This is a genomic window from Pseudomonas sp. FW300-N2F2 (genome assembly GCF_017351655.1).
In the GTDB taxonomy this organism is placed as follows: Bacteria; Pseudomonadota; Gammaproteobacteria; order Pseudomonadales; family Pseudomonadaceae; genus Aquipseudomonas; species Aquipseudomonas fluorescens_AA.
Genome location: NZ_JACNDQ010000001.1, coordinates 3,122,864 through 3,140,822 on the forward strand (window position 1 = coordinate 3,122,864; position 17,959 = coordinate 3,140,822).

11 protein-coding genes are annotated in these 17,959 nt (G+C 62.4%); 2 read left to right on the top strand and 9 right to left on the bottom strand.

Annotated features, from left to right (window positions below):
- Positions 1-59: 59 nt before the first annotated feature.
- The 8 genes from J4E63_RS13480 to J4E63_RS13515 all read right to left on the bottom strand — a co-directional run bounded on the left by J4E63_RS13480 (position 60) and on the right by J4E63_RS13515 (position 13,176).
- Positions 60-1,913: a polyurethanase gene (locus J4E63_RS13480; protein WP_207282276.1), complete on the bottom strand. Its 1,854-nt coding sequence runs from the start codon at positions 1,911-1,913 to the stop codon at positions 60-62.
- 167 nt (positions 1,914-2,080) lie between these two features.
- Complete coding sequence (locus J4E63_RS13485) at positions 2,081-5,101, bottom strand: autotransporter serine protease (protein WP_259333851.1); 3,021 nt, start codon at positions 5,099-5,101, stop codon at positions 2,081-2,083.
- Between the two features lie 218 nt (positions 5,102-5,319).
- Positions 5,320-6,669 (bottom strand): TolC family outer membrane protein, encoded by a 1,350-nt coding sequence (locus tag J4E63_RS13490; RefSeq protein WP_207282278.1) that lies wholly within the window; start codon positions 6,667-6,669, stop codon positions 5,320-5,322.
- Positions 6,670-6,683: 14 nt separating this feature from the next.
- On the bottom strand, positions 6,684-8,018 hold the full coding sequence (locus tag J4E63_RS13495) for an HlyD family type I secretion periplasmic adaptor subunit (RefSeq protein WP_060742410.1): 1,335 nt from the start codon (positions 8,016-8,018) through the stop codon (positions 6,684-6,686).
- The gene (locus tag J4E63_RS13500; RefSeq protein WP_207282279.1) at positions 8,015-9,793 is read right to left on the bottom strand and encodes a type I secretion system permease/ATPase; all 1,779 of its coding nucleotides are present in this window, start codon (positions 9,791-9,793) and stop codon (positions 8,015-8,017) included. Before J4E63_RS13500 ends, J4E63_RS13495 begins: the two co-directional genes overlap by 4 nt.
- Positions 9,794-9,934: 141 nt before the next feature.
- A complete protein-coding gene (locus tag J4E63_RS13505) occupies positions 9,935-10,357 on the bottom strand; it encodes an AprI/Inh family metalloprotease inhibitor (protein ID WP_103308114.1) in 423 nt (140 codons plus the stop codon).
- Positions 10,358-10,484: 127 nt separating this feature from the next.
- Positions 10,485-11,939: a serralysin family metalloprotease gene (locus J4E63_RS13510; protein WP_207282280.1), complete on the bottom strand. Its 1,455-nt coding sequence runs from the start codon at positions 11,937-11,939 to the stop codon at positions 10,485-10,487.
- A 340-nt stretch (positions 11,940-12,279) separates the two neighbouring features.
- Positions 12,280-13,176, bottom strand: a complete 897-nt coding sequence (locus J4E63_RS13515) for a LysR family transcriptional regulator (RefSeq protein ID WP_207282281.1) — start codon at positions 13,174-13,176, stop codon at positions 12,280-12,282.
- A gap of 131 nt (positions 13,177-13,307) precedes the next feature.
- Here J4E63_RS13515 and J4E63_RS13520 point away from each other — a divergent pair, with 131 nt between their 5' ends.
- Positions 13,308-14,765, top strand: a complete 1,458-nt coding sequence (locus tag J4E63_RS13520; RefSeq protein WP_207282282.1) for an MFS transporter — start codon at positions 13,308-13,310, stop codon at positions 14,763-14,765.
- Positions 14,766-14,958: 193 nt separating this feature from the next.
- Complete coding sequence (locus J4E63_RS13525) at positions 14,959-15,237, top strand: DUF1652 domain-containing protein (protein WP_003201764.1); 279 nt, start codon at positions 14,959-14,961, stop codon at positions 15,235-15,237.
- A gap of 93 nt (positions 15,238-15,330) precedes the next feature.
- Here the strand turns inward: J4E63_RS13525 and J4E63_RS13530 are convergent, their stop codons facing one another.
- Positions 15,331-17,799, bottom strand: a complete 2,469-nt coding sequence (locus tag J4E63_RS13530; protein ID WP_207282283.1) for a UvrD-helicase domain-containing protein — start codon at positions 17,797-17,799, stop codon at positions 15,331-15,333.
- Between the last annotated feature and the right edge of the window lie 160 nt (positions 17,800-17,959).

Sequence of the window (17,959 nt, forward strand, 5' to 3'; positions counted from 1 at the left end):
ACAAATCCTGCGTACACCTGTGAACCACTGTGGGAGCGAGCTTGCTCGCGATAGCGACCTCAGGCGAACACGATCCCTTCGCCGCCAACCTGACCGATAGCAACCCCCACCAGGGTCACGGAACTGTCACCGACCTTGAGCAGCGTGTCATTGCCCACTTGTGACAGGTGCTCCCTGTAGTCATGACCTGCCCCGGCGCCGGGTACGCCGAGGAACACCAGCTTGTCCCCCGCCTCATAACCGCTGATCCGGTCCTGGCCGAACGCACCATTGAACAGAAAGGTGTCGTTGCCACCACCCGATTGCATCAGGTCGTTGCCCGCACCGCCGACGAAGGTGTCGTTACCCGCGCCGCCCACCAGCACATCGTTGCCGTCCTGGCCGAACAGCCAGTCACCCTTCGAGCTTGCCACCAGGGTGTCGTTGGCCGCACTGCCCTTGACCGAAGACGCATACGCCGTCAGGTTGCCGCCCGCCACCAGGCCATTGACGGTGACGCCGTGGCTCACCTCATCCTTGAGCAGCCCCCAGAACAACCCGGACTCCTTGCTGACCAGCGTGCCGATGTCGCGGGTGATGCTGATCCCGCCATGGGCATCGCGCAGGTACAGCGTCCCAGCCCCGTCATGGGCGAAACTGAAATCCTTCACCGACTGCTGCAGTTGCAGGCTGTTGCTGCCCTGCCCGCCCAGTATCACGTTGTAACCACCGCCATCGCGAAAGGTGTCGTTGCCGGCGCGGCCTTCCAGGTAGTCGTTGCCCTGGCCGCCCTGGATCAGATCGTTGCTGTCGCTGCCGATGATGAACGTGCTGCCGGTATGGGTTTGAGCGTTGCGGTTGAGGTCCTGCACCCAGGTATTGGCCCGCGCGGGGTCTGACAGGTTGGCGACGATAATGGTGGAGTCTTTTTCGGTGAGGTCGTAGAACGCCGAGCCCATGATCCGGCCCATGCCATCGCTGTAGCCGCTGGGCAGGTGGGAAATCCAGGTGGGGATGTTGAGGATGGAAAACGGCAAGACATTCCATGCCGCCGAAGCGTAGTGGTCGTTGAAGCTGACGATGTTGTTGGTGGCCGACTCCTGCTGCCCATCGTGCACGCCCACCGACGCGAGGTTGAACGTCGAGCCGTCCAGGGCGCGGAACACCGGATCGTTCTCGTAACCGATGTTCAAGACCTTGTCGGTACCGCTCTGGGTCGGCGAAGCGTAGGCGATGTAGTTGGCATCGGCGTAGAACCCCGACCAGCGGCTGGCGCTCAAGTCCGCCAGGCTGTTGACCGCCAGACCGCCCAGGCTGTGGCCGCTGACCAGCACGTCCGCGCCCGTCAGGCCATGGGCCTGGGCAAACTTGGCGACGTCCCCCAGCAGGTTGCCAAAGGCTTCGCCGGCGTAGTTTTTCGCATAGTCCTTTGGGCCTAGGGCGGCCATCAGGTCGTTGATCACATCGCCAATGGAATCGCCAATCAGGTTTTCCCGAGGGCCGCTGGTGCCGCGAAACGACACACCGATTTCCTGCAGGTGGCCCGCAGTGTCGTACTTGCCGAGGATCTCGACCTGGGCGGTGGTGTAGCCGGTTTTCTCACCAAAAAACGTCCCGCGGCCATCCACCTTGCCGGCGTAGCCCAGTTGCGTGGCGCTGATGGGCGTCCAACCTGCCTTCTGCACCGCCTCCAGGGCCAGTTTTTCCGAATCCGGGTTCCACGGCACGCCGGGAATCACCCCTTGGGAATCGGTGCCCCCCAGCAGCGCGGTGACCAGGGTCGCCGGCAGGCCGGCACCGAAACCGTTGTGCTGGTACCCGGCGGCAAAGCCGTGGTCGAGGTTGTGGTAGGCGTACAGCATGATCGCCATTGCGTCGCTGACCAGTGCCTTGGATTCGGTGGTGCCGAGGTTCTTGTAGTCGTAGATACCCATGCTTGTTGCTCTCTTTTTGTTGTTGGAATGCTAGAACCGGGAGGTACAGTTTGTGGCGAGGGCGCTTGCTCCCGCTCGGGTGCGTAGCAGCCGTCCTGGGGAGCGCTTCGCACTCCAGCGCGAGCAAGCTCCCTCGCCACAGGGGTATGTCCAGCCCTTCTTCCTGGTCAGAACTGCCAATCCAGGGTCAGGCCCACGCCGTGGGTTTTATCCCGGGAGCCGATCAGGCCGTTGTAGTCGAGGTTGACCCGCACATCCTTGGCGACCGCGAGCCCGGCACGGGCGCCGACCACGGCGGCGTTACGGTCCATGGACACGCTCTGCACCGCGAAGGTGTTGCTGCTGCCGGCGAAGGCCAGATCCTGTTCGGACGTGGTATGGCTCAGGTTGTGCTGCCAGCCGAGGGAGCCGGACAGCTGCAGTTGCTGTTGATCCGACAGCGCCAGGGTGTGGCTGGCACGCACGCCCAGGGTCGAGAGCACGGCATCGCGACGGTCGTCGCCACCGTGCAGGGCCGCGTTGTCGCCTTTCTCATGGAAGCTGTCGCTGTCCAGGTGCACATAGGCCAGGTTGGCGAACGGTTCCAGGGCCACCGCTTGCCCGTCCAGGCGATACGCCGCTTCGGTGAAGAGCTGGGTGGTCCGGGCATCGCGCTTGGTTTTCTCCCGGCCACTGACGTCGCCCCATTGCAGGTCACGCTTGACGTCGATGCGATGCCAGCTGTGGGCGCCGCCGGCGGTCAGGCGCAGCGCGTCGATCTCATGCCCCACATAGACACCCAGGTGATAGCTGTCGGCCTTGGCCGAGGAATGGGTGCCATCGCCCATGCTCAACGAACTGTCGCTGTAGCCGGTGACGACGCCCAGGCGTGTCTGGTCGCCGATCAGGCCATCGACACCGGCCAGCAACCCACCGATGGAGCTGGTGGTACTGGCTTGATCGTGTCCACCCTCGTTCTTGCCCCAAGCGCCCAGCACTTTGAACCAGGCATTGCTGCTGGCGTCGGTCGGCGTACCGGCGTCGTAAAGCGCGCCTTGGCGCAGGCGATCACCCACGGCGTCGCGCAATTGACGGCTGTCATTGATCAGCAGCGTGCCGATGGCCGGATGGATTTCACCAGACAACTGCTGGAACGCCTGCTGTGCCACGGCGGCGCTGGGTGCCAGCAGCAAGGCCTCGTACAACCCGTTGCCAGCGCCCAATTGCTCGGCGGCAGTGGCCACGGAGCGCTGGTTGGGCGTCAAGCCGAGGCTGGCAAATGACGCGTCGTTACGCTCGACCGCCAGTTGAATGCCGCTGGCGCTGTACGCCAGGTCGCCCCCCAGAAACGCGTAGTTGGGCAAGACTTCAGCGAAGCGCCCATCAATGCCACCGGCGGCCTGCAAGATATTGAACTGCCTGCCCAGCAGGCTTTTCACTTCGCCAGCCGTCAGCAGTGTCGGGCTGTTTTCCAAGGACAGCGACACCGTCGCCCCGTCAATGGACGCCTTGCCGCCCGCCACGATCAGGTCGCTTGAGGTGGGTGAGACTTCCACTGCGTAGTTCGAACCGGGTTGAAAGGTCACGTCGCCGGCCACCTGCAAGGTGCCGATGGAGTTGCCCGGCGCCACGCTGCCGCCGCGGCTGGCGGTCAGGCTGGCGATGCGCCCGTTGCCGCCGAGGATACCGCCGTCGTTGACGGTAACCGCCGACGCCAGCGAGCCATTGATCGCCAGTCGCCCTTGATTGACCAGGGTCGGCCCGCTGTAGGTGTTTTCGCCGGTGAGCACCAGGGTGCCGATGCCTTCCTTGGTCAGCCCGCCGTGACCGGCAATGTCGTTGCGCCAAACGTCCAGGCCACATTGGATGCCGCTGCACACCCGTTCCGTGGGTTTGCCGGCATCGATGATCGCGCCGATGCCCGGCAAGTCCGCCACGAACTGACCGGAACCATAGGCGCCATCGATGCGAAACTCCGCGGGAATGTCCTGTTCGGTCACCAGCATCGACGGACCGCCGATGGCCTTGCCGAGGTTGATCATGCCCCAGCCGTACAACGAATCGACGCCCGGCGCGCCCATGTCGGTGGCGGTGGTACGCAGCACGCTCGCGACCTGGGCGCCGGTCATGTAAGGGAAACGCTCCATCAACACTGCCACGCTGCCGGCGACATGGGGCGCGGCCATGGACGTGCCGCTCTTGTTGGCGTAGCCCACGGTCAGGTCGTCGGCACGGGTACCGCCGATCACCGCGCTGTAGACCCGGGTGCCCGGTGCCGACACGCAGAAACTGGCGGTGTAGCCGCAGCGCGACGAGAAGGTACTGATGGTGTACGGATCGGCGCTGGCGGTGTCCGGGTTGACCTGCAGCGCCGCCACGGTGAGCCAGTTCGGCGCGATGTCCGGGACGAAATACGCCAGGCCCGCGATGGCATCGGGATTATTGAGGTTGTAGTCGTTGCCCGCGGCGAAGATCGTCACGATCCCGCTGCGGGCCGCGGCGATGGCCCCCTCGTAGGCGCCGCCGGGCTTGGTGCCCAACAGGGGTTTGATCTGATCGAATTGCAGTTGCGCATCCTGCACAGTGAAGTGCGGGAACGCCGGATCGCGGCCACCCTGGTCGAAACGGTCGGTGATACCAATGCCCCAGCTGTTGTTGATGATCCTTGCGCCGCTGGCGATCAGCGCGTCCCAACCGGCCTTGTACACCGCGCCATCGTTGCCCCGGATGATGCCGTCTTCGGGCCCCGGGTCGCCGTTGTCAGCGCTGATGATTTGCGCATCGAACGCCACGCCGTGCATCGGGCTGCCGTCGCGACTGCCGGCGGCGATCCCGCCGACATGGGTGCCATGGGACCCCAGCTTACCGTCCGAGCCGACGGTGGGTGAACCGTCATAGCGGAACGGATCACCGGCCCTCACCGGGATGTAGGGGTCGGTGTATTCACGAATGCCGCTGGTGACCAAGGTCACGACTTTGCCGGTGCCGGAGAACTCCGGGTGGGCCGCGTAGACCGGCTGGTCGAAGATCCCCAGCTTGACGCCCTTGCCGGTGTATCCGGCGGCGTAGGCCTGCTGCGCGTTGATCGCCCCCAACCCCCATTCGGCGTTGAATTCGCTGCTGCGCCAGCTGTCCGGGTCACCCGCCCTGCCACTCTCGACATAAGGCGCCGCCTGGGCCGTGCCCAAGGTCGCCAGTGCGCAGAGCATGGCGCGGTTGAGGGCCTTGGGCAGAAACAGGCGACCTGCCGACCTGGGGTGTTTTTTGTTATCGATTTTCATCACGAACCATCCTTAGTTGTTGCAAAAATCCTGTGTTTGCTTGGCTTCTGTGGCGAGGGAGCTTGCTCCCGCTGGGCTGCGCAGCGGCCCCAAAAAAGCCTGCGAGCGCTCCGCACTCGAGCGGGAGCAAGCTCCCTCGCCACAGCTCATTGAGTGGGCGCCCGGGACACAAACGCCTCATCCACCTTCGCCAGGTCCTGCGGGCCGAGGGTGCCGGCGTAGTAATGCAACTTGGTCCAGGCCATGAGGTAGTCGTAGCGGGCCTGGGCCAGGTCGCGGCGAGTGGTGTAGAGCTGTTGCTCGGCATTGAGCGCGTCGAGATTGACCCGCTCGCCGCCGAGAATGCTTTGCCGGGTCGATACCACCAGCGCTTCGGCGGAGCTGAGGGCTTTCTGGTAGGCGCGCAGTTTGTTCATCCCCGACACGCAGGCGCTGAACTGACGACGCAGTTCGATCAGCGTCTCGCGGGTCTTGGCCTCCAGCTCGTATTCGGCCTGTTCCATGTTGCGGCTGGCCTGGCGGGTCGACGCCGAGACACCGCCGCCGGCATACAGCGGCACGCTGACTTCCAGGCCGATGGTGTTGGTGTCGTAGCGCTGGTTGTAGGTGTTGCCACTTTCCGATTCATTCTGGCGCATTGTTGCGTAGGCGCTGACCTTGGGCAGGTGTCCGGCGCGGTTGCGTTCGACCTCGAAGCGCGCCACATCCACCGCCTGGCGCTGGGACGCCAGGCTGGGGTTATTGCTCACCGCCAGTTCGTGCCAGGTGTCGAAACTGGCCGGCTGTAAGGCAAAGGTCTGGAAGGTGTCGTGCAACGGCGCCAGGTCGCCGATATCCAAGGCCGGGACGCCTATCAGCGAGCCGAGCTCACGCAAGGCGGCGTCCTGCTCGTCCCGCGCCTCGATTTCTTCGGCGATTGCCAGCTCATAGCGCGCCTGCGCCTCGAGGATGTCGGTGCGCGTGCCTTCGCCCTGGCGAAACAGTTGCTCGTTCTGCTGGAATTGCTGCTCGAACGCCTTTTTCTTGGCCTGGGCAATGTCGATCTGGTCCTGGGCGAACAACGCCTGGGTGTACTGACTCAGCACCCGCACCAACAGCGCCTGGCTCTTGTCCCGAAAACTTTCGTCGGCGAACAATGCCTGGGCCACGCCCTTTCGGTAGGCCGCGTACGCTTCGTAGTCCAGCAAGGGTTGCTGCAGCGTCAGGCTGGAGCCGTAGCTGCTGTAGTTGCGATCGTCATGCTGGCTGGCGCCACGGTCATTGAGGTACGTGACCTTGGATTGGTTGCGGCCCTTGTTGTAGCTGTAGCCCAAGTGCGGCAACAGCCCGGCACGGCCAATGGCGCGGTTTTCCTGGCCCGCATCGCGCTCCTTGATCGCACCCAGGTAGACCGGGTCATTGCGCAGGGCCTGCTCGTAGAACTCGAAGGGCCCCATGGCCCAGGCGTTGCCGCACACGGAAACGGCCAGCACGGCCATCCAATAGAAACGCTTCATACCGCCAGACATCCTTATTCTTCGGTCAACGCAGAGCCGGCTCGGTCGAGCAGCGGTTTGAACAGGTAGTTGAGCAACGAGCGCTCGCCGGTACGTACGAACATTTCGGCCGGCATGCCGGGCTTGATCACCAGACCGTTGAGCTTGTCCATCGCCACGTCGCTGACGCTGCTGCGCAGTACGTAATACGGCGCGCCGGTCTTCTCATCGAGCATCTGGTCGGCGGAAATCAGGCTGACTTCCCCCGGCACCCGCGGCGTGCGGTTCTGATTGAAAGCGGTAAACAGGATGTCCACCGGCAAATGCGGGCCGACCTTGTCGATCAGGTGCACCGGCAGGTGCCCTTCCACCTCCAGTCGCGTGCCCTGGGGGACGATTTCCAGCAAGGTGTCGCCCTGGCGCACCACTGCGCCTTCGGTGTGCACGCCCAGGTTCACGGCGATGCCGTCGGCGGTGGCGAGGATTTCGCTGTGTTGCAACTCGAACCCTGCGGATTTCAGTTGCTGTTGCAGGGTTTCGCTCTTGAGCTGGGCGTCGGCCAACTGACTGCGCACTTCTTTCTGGTATTCCTCGTTGTGCTGCTGCAACTTCAGGCGCGACTCGACGATCCCCTGCTCCACCCGCCCGCTTTCGCCGCTGTTCTGCGCCAGTTCCTGCTGCACCTGCGACAACTGGCGCTGATAGTCCAGCAGGCGGTTGCGCGGGATGTAGCCGTTGTCCGCCAAGGGCTGCAGGTTGCCCAGTTGCAGACGCAGGGATTCGGCCTGGGCGGTCAAGTCGCCGCGGGCCCGACGCATGCCGGCCAATTGCGCCGTGGCGCCCTCGATGCTGGCGCGCAACGCCGCCTGCTCCCGGGCGAAGGCTTCGCGGCGACTGCTGAACAGTTGCCGCTGGCCTTCGAGCACCAGGGCCAGGCGTGGATCGGGATCGCGACTCAGCTCCGCCGGGAAACTCACCTGCAACAGGTTGTCCCGCTCGCTTTGCCAGCGTGCCAGGCTGGCCCAGGTCATCCGGTACTGGGCCTGCAGCGATTGCACATCGGCGGCCGCCTGGGTCTGGTCCAGGCGGAACAGCGGCTGGCCCTGCTTCACCGCCTCGCCTTCGCGCACCAGGATCCGGCTGACCACACCGCTGCTCATCGATTGCACCGCCTTGCGCTTGCCTGAAACCACCACGGTGCCTTGCACGGGGATACCTTGGTCCAACGGCGCCAGGCTGGCCCAGGTGAAAAAACTGCCGGCACCCACCAACGCCAGCACCCAGCCCATACGGGTGAAGAAACGGGCGTCGCGCTCCGGACGTTCAACGTCTTGAGCCTGTTCGAGGTTCATCTGGCATTCCTTGCTCATGCGCCACCCGGTTTGCTGGCAGCTTGGTATTGGCGACTCATGCTCAGCCCGTTGGGGGTTGCCTGGGGACGGTCCCGTTGTGGTGTCTCCGATTGGCCGGACAGCGCCCGTAGTACTTCCTGACTAGGCCCGAAAGCCTGGAGCCGGCCTTCGTTGAGCACCAGCAGTTTGTCGGCCTGGGCCAGCGCCGAGGAGCGATGGGTGACCAGCACGACGCTGGTGCCCTGGGCCTTCATCTGCGCAATGGCACCGGCGAGCGCGGCCTCGCCAACCGTGTCGAGATTGGAGTTGGGCTCGTCGAGCACCACCAGGCTCGGTCGGTCGTACATCGCCCGGGCCAGCGCAACCCGTTGCTTTTGCCCGCCGGACAAACCAACGCCGTCCTCCCCCAGCACCGTGTCATAGCCCTGGGGCAGGCGCAGAATCAGCTCATGAACCCCGGCCTGTTGCGCGGCGGCGACGACTTTCTGCGGATCGGCATCGCGAAACCGGGCGATGTTCTCGGCGATGCTGCCGCTGAACAGTTCGATGTCTTGGGGCAGATAGCCGATGTGAGGGCCGAGCTGGTCGCGATTCCAGCGATGAATGTCAGCCCCGTCGAGGCGCACCGTCCCGGCGAGGGTCGGCCACACGCCCACCAAGACCCGGGCCAGGGTGGACTTGCCGGAACCGGACGCCCCCAGCACGCCCAGTACATCCCCGGCGGCCAGGCTGAAGCTGACCTGCTGCAATGTAGCGTTGCGTTGCCCCGGTGGGCCGGCGCTCACGTGTTCAAAGCTCACTTGGCCCTTGGGCGCTGGCAGTGTCATGCCGTCGTCCTGGGGCGCAAACGCTTGCAACAGCGCATCAAGACGGCGGTAAGCCAGCTTGGCGCCGCTCCACTGCTTCCACACGGCAATCAACTGATCGATGGGGCTCAACACCCGTCCCATCAGGATCGACCCGGCAATCATCATCCCGGCGGTCATGTCGCCCTTGATTACCAGCAACGCGCCCAGGCCCAGCACCAGCGATTGCAGGCACAGGCGCAGGGTCTTGCTCAGGGAACTGATCACCGCGCCGGTATCGCTGGCCTGGTTTTGCAGGCCGAGAAAGCGTGAGTGCACGGCAAACCAGCGGCTGCGCAGTGCTGCGAGCATGCCCATGGCCTGGATCGTTTCGGCGTTGTGCAAATGGCTGGTGGCCAATTGGCTGGACTGTTGCGAGTAGACGCTGGCCTGCCCCAAGGCTTTTTTGGTCATGGCCTCGTTCAGGCATGCCAAGCCAATCAACAACAGCGTGCCGACGGACGCGAACACGCCGAGCCACACGTTGAACAGGTAGATCACCAGCAGATAGACGGGAAACCATGGCGCGTCGAAGAACGCGAACAGCGCCGGGCCGGTGAGGAATTGGCGAATATGCGTGAGGTCGCCCAGGGATTGCCCGGCGTTGCCTTCACCCTGGCGCAGATTGCGCTCGAACGCGGCCCGGTACACCTGAAGGTTGAAGCGTCTTTCCAACTGGCTGCCAATGCGGATGACCACGAAGCTACGCACCATTTCCAGCAGCCCGATGAACACAAAGAAACCCACCACCATCAGCGACAACATCACCAGGGTGGTTTCGTTCTGTGATGACAGCCCGCGGTCATACACTTGCAGCATATAAATCGAAGGCGCGAGCATCAGGACGTTAATCAGCGCGGTAAAACAACCGACACTGATCAGAATACTTTTATAATCGCCCAGCGCTTTAAACAGCGGCGCCGAGGCAGCGCTCCTTGCCTTGTTCATGAACCTTCCTTGTTGTTGGCTTCGCCAGCGAACTGGCCGTTAGTTCAACTGACCAATCTTTGATTGTTTATTCGGTCCACACCGACACGCACGCCCGTTTGAACAAGCGTGTTTCAATCATTGCGCAACTGTACCAACTCGTTAATGAGCGCTCTGGGACTTATTCCGTTCAAGCCTAAGTATCAAACCGGACTTCAAGGTGATTTGGTAATGATGTTCCTGACGCAACCCCAGGTGCGTCCTGGAGTCTTGCTTGCCGATCAGGGAAAGACCGTCGGGCTCGGTAAACCAACGAACCGGCTCATCCCCCAACCAGTGCCCCAGGCACTCGGTTTGCCCACCGAGGGTCTGGTCCGCCTTGAGCTCGACAAGGCAAGTGTTGGACGGTTTGTCCTGCATCGCCTGGCTTTGCGCGGTGTCCTGCGGGCTCGACAAAACGGCCAGCCATTGACCGGCCAACTGCGAGGGTTCTGCTAACAACAGGCTGCGCGCCATGGCGACTTCTCCACAAAACATCATCAGCGTAGCGAGCAACCCGACGGTTGCCTGAACGCTACAGGGCATCGATTTTCTACGCATTCGCTTGATCCTGGCCGGGGTCCTGCAGGCGCGTCGCGCGACGCGAGGCTGCGATCTTTCCCCTACCACTTGAAAGATCGCAGCCTGCGGCAGCGCCTACAGGGGTTTAGCCTTACGCCACGATATCCGAGGCCGCCGCCTGGCCAACGGTGCTGACCAGGAAGTCAGCCACGCCATGCCCGGAGAAGTCCACCGACAGCAGGCTGTTGCCACCCGATGTCGACAGCACCGCATCGCCCGCCGCACCGGTGAAGGCGCTGACGAAATGCAGGCCCGCGCCCTTGGTGATGCCGGTCAGGTCGATCTTGTCCAGGCCGCTGACGAAATCGAGGATCTGGTCGGTTGCCCCCGGCCGCGAATCGGAACTGGCGGCGAACACGAAGGTGTCCGAACCCGAACCGCCCCAGAGCTTGTCCGCCCCACCGGCGCCCCACAGGATATCGTTGCCGGCACCGCCCTTGAGCTCGTTGGCCACCGAGTTGCCGATCAACAGGTCGCTGCCCGAGCCGCCGATAGCGTTTTCGATGACGGCGCCCTTGGCGATGGACACGTTACCCACCATGCCACCCACGTCAGAGAACGAGGCGTCATTGAGGTTGATCTTCTGGTTCTGGGTGAACCCGGAGAAATCCAGGGTATCGCGGCCGCCCGCGTCCCATACCGAAAACACCACTTTGTCCGACGACGAAGAGGCACTGAGAAAATCGCGACCGGTGTTGGAGTTGAAACCGTAGGTCGAGTCGCCGGTACGGGTCGTGGTGTTGGCGCCGTAGAGCTTCTGGATCGCCGCGATGTCATCCATCAGCGGACCCGAGGCGTAGGCTTCGACGCCGCCCTTGCTGAAGTTCTGGTTGGTATTGCTTTCGCTCCAGTAGCTCATGACGCTGTAGCCACGGGTGTCCTGGCCATAGGTGGCGTCATCGTAGGTCGGGCTGCCTTCGCCGGCGTTGTAGTCACCCGGGTGGGCCAGGCCGAGGGTGTGACCGATTTCGTGGGTCAGGGTCTGGCGGCCGTAGTTGTTCAGGTCCGGGTTCTTGTTCTGGGTGTAGCTGCTGTTGATCAAATACCAGGACGTCCCGTCATAGCCAGCGCCGGTCCCCGGCAGATAAGCGAACGCCGCCGCGCCGTCCTGGCCGCCGCTGTAGTTGCCGAAGGTCATGTGACCGTCGCCACCGCTGGCTTTCTCGGTGAAGGTGACATTGGCCACGTCCGCCCAGGATTGCATGGCCAGGGCGGCCTGGCCTTTCTGCTGGGCGCTGAACTGGCTGAAGCCGCTGATCCCATGTTTGTTCATGGTGCTGGAAGAGGCAGACGTCAGGAAGGTATAGGTCAGCTCGATCTTGCCGCTGCCGTCCCGGTCCTGGTAAGCCGCGCCGTCGCGCAGCAACTGCGTGGCCGCCTCGTCGACGGAGTACGACGGTTTGCCGTTGACGGTCAGGTTACCGCCGCGGTCGTATTGGTGGCTGAAACTATTGATCTGGTTGAACGCATTACTGGGAGCCGCCAGTTGCGGAGCCCAGAGCAGTTGTTCGGCAGAATCGATAGCGCTGTTTTTGACTTTCGACATAAACACACTTCCTTGTTTGCAAATGGAACAATTTAGTCAGACAGACGATCTCTGGCGAGATCGTCCTATCACTCGCCCAATGAGGACGTAAGAAACCTGACACAATTGGAAATCAAACGTCTAGCAATTTTTTTCGTTCAATTTCACGCCCTGCCCCTTAACGCCCATAAACAATAGGTTTCTGCCTCGCTAGTGCGCGCACTCAACTGCCCGAGTTACAGATTGTCGGACAAAACCCTATTTAAATATTAAATAGCGATAACTAGTCATTAGCCGGCGGCGTCGCACTTTCGTCAACTAAGTGCCAGCGAAGTGCTATTAATGAATATCTACTAAACCTCTACGGCTTACTTGCGCACACTTCTCGCAAACAGCCTCGAAGCCAGCGATGTACGGGGTCGGCGTCCATTCGCGGATGCCAGAGCATGGCGATCGTGAACCCAGGCACCGAGACCGGCAGCGCGAAACTGTGCAGACCGATCCGCAGGCTGGTGGTGTAGCGCTCGGGCACGCTGGCGATCAGGTCGCTGGAGCGGGCCAGCCCCAGCGCCGAGGAAAAACCTGGCACGGTGGTCACGATGTCCCGGGACAGGTTCAGCGCCGCCAGGGCCTGGTCGATAAGGCCATGGTCCAACCCACGCATCGAGACCCCGACATGCCCACCCGCCGCATAGCCGGCGGCGCTCACCGCCGCGTGGCTCAGCGGGTGACCCGTGCGCACCACGCCAATCAAGCGGTCGCTGAACAACGCCTGGGTTCGCAACTCCGGGCTGGTGTCCTTGTCCACGACGGCGGTCTCCAGATCCACCGTGCCTTCGCGAAGCGCGGTGCTGTCCCGGTCGGTCTTTTCCACGAAACGCAACCGCACGCCCGGCGCTTGCTCGTGAATCCGGGCGATCAGGTCGATGGCAAAGTTTTCCACGAACCCCTCGCGGGTGCGCAACGTGAAGGTACGGCTCAAGCGCCCAAGATCCGGCGTCGTCACCGGGCGCAGTACCGCCTGAGCCTGCTGCACCAACTGACTGACCTGTTCACGCAACTCCAGCGCGCGGGGTGTCGGCACCAGCCCGCGCCCGGCCCGAACCAACAGCGGGTCACCGGTGGTTTCCCGCAATCGCGCCAGTGCCCGGCTCATGGCCGATGGACTGAGCCGCAGCCGCCGGGCGGCGCGGGCCACGCTGCCTTCCGAGAGCAGCACATCGAGGGTGACGAGTAGATTGAGATCAGGCGAAGACATGGCGAAGGCTCGATTGAATAGATGGCGTCTGGCGCAGCTATAACCTGCAAACGCTGCGTCTTCCGCCATGTTATGCCTGGTTGTAACGTTCCGACAGCGCCATTTCGAGCGCCACGGATACAGGTGAAACGATGAAACCCATCCACACGCAACCAAGCCGGCCGGCAACCGCGAGCCGGTTCTCTTCACCTCGTTGGGCCCTGGCCAGCCTTGCACTCTCGACGCTGTTGGCCTCCCTGGGCGCCAGTGTGGCCGCCGTGGCGCTGCCGACGCTGGCCCAGGCCCTCGATACCTCCTTCCAGCAGGTCCAATGGGTGGTGTTGGCTTATCTGCTCGCCATGACCACGCTGATTGTCAGCGTCGGCCGCTTGGGTGACCTGATGGGCCGTCGCAAGCTCCTGTTGGCCGGCATCGCCTTGTTCACCTTGGCCTCGCTGCTTTGCGGCCTGGCGCCTTCGCTTTGGCCGCTGATTGCAGGTCGGGCGCTGCAAGGCCTGGGGGCCGCCATCATGATGACGTTGACCCTGGCCCTGGTCGGCGAAACGGTCGCCCAGGAAAAAACCGCCAGCGCCATGGGGCTGCTGGCAACGCTGTCGGCGGTGGGCACGGCCCTTGGGCCGTCCTTTGGCGGCCTGCTCATCAGTGGGTTCGGCTGGCAGGCCTTGTTCCTGGTCAACATCCCCCTCGGCCTGCTGACGTTATGGCTGGCGTGGTACTCGCTACCGGTGCGGCAAGTGCCGTCGAAAGCGGAAACGATTCGTTTCGATATCACCGGCACGGTGCTGTTGGCGTTGACGCTCGCCGCTTATGCCTTGGCCATGACCGCCGGGCGCGGGAGCTTTGGCGGGTTGAACATTGCGCTGCTACTGGCCGCGCTGGTGGGCGGCGCGCTGTTCGTTCGGGTCCAGTCCCGGGCCGTGTCGCCGCTGATTCCCTTGGCCGTGTTTCGCGACAAGCCATTGGTCTCGGGCCTGGCGACGAGCGCCCTGGTCGCAACGATCATGATGGCGACGCTGCTGGTCGGGCCTTTTTACTTGTCCATCACCCTCGGACTGCCAGCGACCTTCGTCGGGTTGACGCTGGCGGCAGGGCCGACCGTCGCGGCGCTGGCCGGGGTGCCTGCCGGACGCCTGGCGGGTCGGTTCGGCGCGCAACCCATGCGGTTCGCCGGCCTGGCGACGATGGCCCTCGGCTGCCTGATGCTGTCACTGGTTCCCCCTGCTCTTGGCATCGCCGGCTACATCAGCGCCATCGTGGTAACAACCCTGGGCTACGCGTTTTTCCAGACCGCCAACAACACGGCCGTCATGGCCGATGTGGCCGCCCAAAGGCGAGGTGTCATCGCCGGGCTGCTCAACCTGTCACGCAACCTGGGTTTCTTCACTGGAGCCTGCGTGCTCGGCGCGGTGTTTGCGAGCGCAGCGGCGACGAATGAGATCACCCGCGCCAGCCCCGAGGCCGTGACGAACGGCCTGCACACCACCTTCGCCGCCGCCCTGGCGATGGCGGTCCTGGCCGTGGTCATCGCCTTGAGATGCCGCGTGCCAGAGCGGTTGAACGAAGTCGAGGACACGCCCGACCAAGTGTGATGGCATTCTGGGCATCGCCGCTTAAGTCGTGATCCAAATCAAAAAAAGTGAACCAATCGCAAAACGGACTGAAAAAATCCACATGAGGTTCATTTTCAGGTGCTATTTTTAGTTCTCACTGGTAGAGCCATGATGGCTCTTCCTTCCTGACATGAGCAAAAGGAAGCGCTCGATTGAAGAAGGTGGGCAACACATGAATAAAGGATCTTTCAGCAAGGTTACGTTCCCCAACGCTTGCCAGTTGATGCGCTGGCACTTCCATCCCATGGGATTCGAAGCGAGCATGGATGCGCCTGGCAGTATGGTTGCCCGGCTATTTGACCGTGCCAGCGGCGAGACGATGATTGCCATTGCGGGGATCCCCTGCGCGACAGTGATGAATGCGCCGGATGTGGAACGAATAATCGAGGCCGTGGAGGCCGAGCTGGAAGCGTTTGTGCCACCGGTAGGGTTGCGGCGGTTCGCTTCCTGACAGGGAACAGTGCTTATCATTTGAAAGCGGCGCCTTCCTCTCCAGGGAAGGCGCCGCTTTTCTATGGCCTCTTAATACGCTTTTGCCACAGCTTCATCCTTTGCGGGCACGACGGTGGTCAGCGAAAAAGGGCTTGTCCGCTGCAATACGATCTGAAGCCTTAGGCGCATTGGCCGCCTGACCATCCTGGCCATCGACATACCAATAACAATGCTGCACGGCGCGGGTGATGCCCACATACGCCAAGCGCAGGATTTCGTCTTTTTGCGCCGTGTCGTAGGGTTCGGCGTCTCCATCCTGACCTAACCCGGCCATGCGATAGACCTGATTCTTGTAGGGCGAACTGCTCAGGTGCTGGCAGTCGCCCAATAAGAACACCGCATCCGCCTGGAGCCCCTTGGCGCTGTGGTAGGTCATTTGCCTGAGCCGCCGGGCGTCATACGGCAAGCTAGAATCGACATTAACTGTTGGTTGAATATGTTTTTCTATCAGTAGCTTATCGCTACTTTTTCGATACAGCATCAAGATGGAGTCACCCTTGCGATAGTGCTCCTCCAGTCGCAGGGCCAACCCTTCGTCGTCTCGATCCAGCACATTGACCGGGCTCAGTGATCGGGGCACGCCACTGGCCTTGGCTTTTTTGCCTGGGATAGCCGCAGCGGCACGCACGATGTGCTCGGCCGCGTCGATGATGTGTTGGTGGCTGCGGTAGTTGTCGGTAAGCATCACCCGAGTTGTCGCCGGTGACGGGAATTGCTTGTTGAATGCCATGAAGTAGCTCGGCGAACTGCCGCGCCAGCCATAGATCGATTGCCAATCGTCCCCGACACACAACAAGGACGAACGCTGGGCACCGCGCCCCACGTGCAGCGCAGGACCACGGCTGCGGACCTCCCGAAGACTGGCGCGAAGCCAGGAGACGATCTGCGGCGATACGTCCTGGAACTCGTCGATCATCAGGTGCGATAGCGGCCTGAGCAAGGCATCACCCAGCAACTTGAAATTTTCCGGCGAGTGTTCGCTGAACAGCGCGAACATACGGTTATAGGTCATGATCGGCGGCGATTGATCGAGCAAATGGTCTTCGAATGCCCGCCAGTAACGGCTCAGCGCCTCGAAGAAATACCGATCGGGGTCATCCTGGGCAAAGGCCATCCGGCCCACGGCGTCCGGGACGTCCAGGCCAAGGTTCTCGATAAAGCCCGCCGCCGCGACAAAACAGTCCAACAATGGCGCCGAACCCAGTTCACCCTTGACCTTGTAGTCGAACCCGGGGCCGGCACTGGCATCGCCGGCCATGGATGCCACCACACGTTTTGATGCTTCGTAACTTTCAAGCCATATCAGTGGCTTACGGCAGAAAGCTTGAAACAAGGTGCGCTTTACCGCCCACTCCGCGCGGATACTCAACTTGGCACCCGGACGACTGAGCCGGGCGTCTTCCCGCGGATCGAAACCCAGCATCACCCAGGCATCCAGTGAGGGCGCGTAGCCATGGCAGTGGAATGTCGAACCATTGATTTCGAACGTTTGTCGTTTTGGCTCGATCCCCTTGATTGGCCAGGCACCGGCGTGAAACCACAGGTCTTCGACGGCATCGCACAATTCTTCGTCGCGCTGGGCCGCCAGTTCGGTCACGGCCACGCGTTTTTGCACATCCGGGTGATCGCGCTCCAGCTCCTTGAGTTGCAGGGCATGGCGGGACAACGGTTGGATCAGCTCACGGAAACGCGCATCTCGCTGGTAAAGGTTGTAATAACAGGCGTTGAGTTGCTGACGCTGGACATCGTTGATGCGTAACTCAAAGGGATTGCCTTGGGCGTCGTCGTCCGCTTCGGCGCGATGACTCAGGGTCTCGAAGGCCTGGAGCCGCTCGAACCCGGGCAGGCTGCGGACCATGGGCAAGATACGCGAATGGAAGGTGCGCACCAGATCACGTGCTTCCTTGAGGCTGACGGTTCGCCCCCACAGGGCAAACACCTCGATCAATTTCTGGATGAAGTCCTTGCGCGATTCCCGGGTAAACGTCACCACGGTCATTGAGTCCAGTTCGAAGCCCAGGTAGTGGGACAGCAACACAATCCTTAGCACCAGGGTCGTCGACTTACCCGCACCCGCCCCGGCGACCACCGAGGTAGACGGCGTATCGCTGAAAATCATCTTCCATTGCGTGGCACTCGGTTGCGCATGCGCCGGCAGCAATCGGGCCACGTCGGCCTTGATACGTTTCTTCAACTCGGTGGTCAGCGGCAGGCGCCAGTCATCGAACAGCAAATCATCCACCTGCGGTGCCGGATGCTCTGTGCTGCGCGAATCACGGATCAACAAGACCTGGCGGCCTTCCTCGAGCCCTTCGGCCCTGCCTTCCTTATAGCCATAGTCGAAACCGGCGGTATGGCCACTGCGGAAGCCGTCGGCCTGGCCGTGCAACCAAGACGCTCGGTGCTGGGCGCGCAGACGCGTCAGGCCATGGCCGAAGAGCCGGGCGGCCAGGCGCTTGAGCAACGGCATCTGGGCCAGGGGCAGGAGCTCGGGGGGAAGATCGGGAGTGTGTTGCGACACGCTGGGGACTCCGGTGTTCATGAACCATGACGGCTATGGTGTCTGGATTTGCCGCCAGGTTCCACCCAAAAGCTTTTAAGTCATGGGTTTAGGCGATGAAGTGAAAGTTGGCTCACGAATTCATATCTAGTTAGGCGATAGGTTTGACGCGTTTTTTACG

Coding starts and splice junctions, on each gene's coding strand:
- J4E63_RS13480 (WP_207282276.1), bottom strand. CDS start 1,913: ATGGGTATCTACGACTACAAGAACCTCGGCACCACCGAATCCAAGGCA.
- J4E63_RS13485 (WP_259333851.1), bottom strand. CDS start 5,101: ATGCTCTGCGCACTGGCGACCTTGGGCACGGCCCAGGCGGCGCCTTAT.
- J4E63_RS13490 (WP_207282278.1), bottom strand. CDS start 6,669: ATGAAGCGTTTCTATTGGATGGCCGTGCTGGCCGTTTCCGTGTGCGGC.
- J4E63_RS13495 (WP_060742410.1), bottom strand. CDS start 8,018: ATGAGCAAGGAATGCCAGATGAACCTCGAACAGGCTCAAGACGTTGAA.
- J4E63_RS13500 (WP_207282279.1), bottom strand. CDS start 9,793: ATGAACAAGGCAAGGAGCGCTGCCTCGGCGCCGCTGTTTAAAGCGCTG.
- J4E63_RS13505 (WP_103308114.1), bottom strand. CDS start 10,357: ATGCCCTGTAGCGTTCAGGCAACCGTCGGGTTGCTCGCTACGCTGATG.
- J4E63_RS13510 (WP_207282280.1), bottom strand. CDS start 11,939: ATGTCGAAAGTCAAAAACAGCGCTATCGATTCTGCCGAACAACTGCTC.
- J4E63_RS13515 (WP_207282281.1), bottom strand. CDS start 13,176: ATGTCTTCGCCTGATCTCAATCTACTCGTCACCCTCGATGTGCTGCTC.
- J4E63_RS13520 (WP_207282282.1), top strand. CDS start 13,308: ATGAAACCCATCCACACGCAACCAAGCCGGCCGGCAACCGCGAGCCGG.
- J4E63_RS13525 (WP_003201764.1), top strand. CDS start 14,959: ATGAATAAAGGATCTTTCAGCAAGGTTACGTTCCCCAACGCTTGCCAG.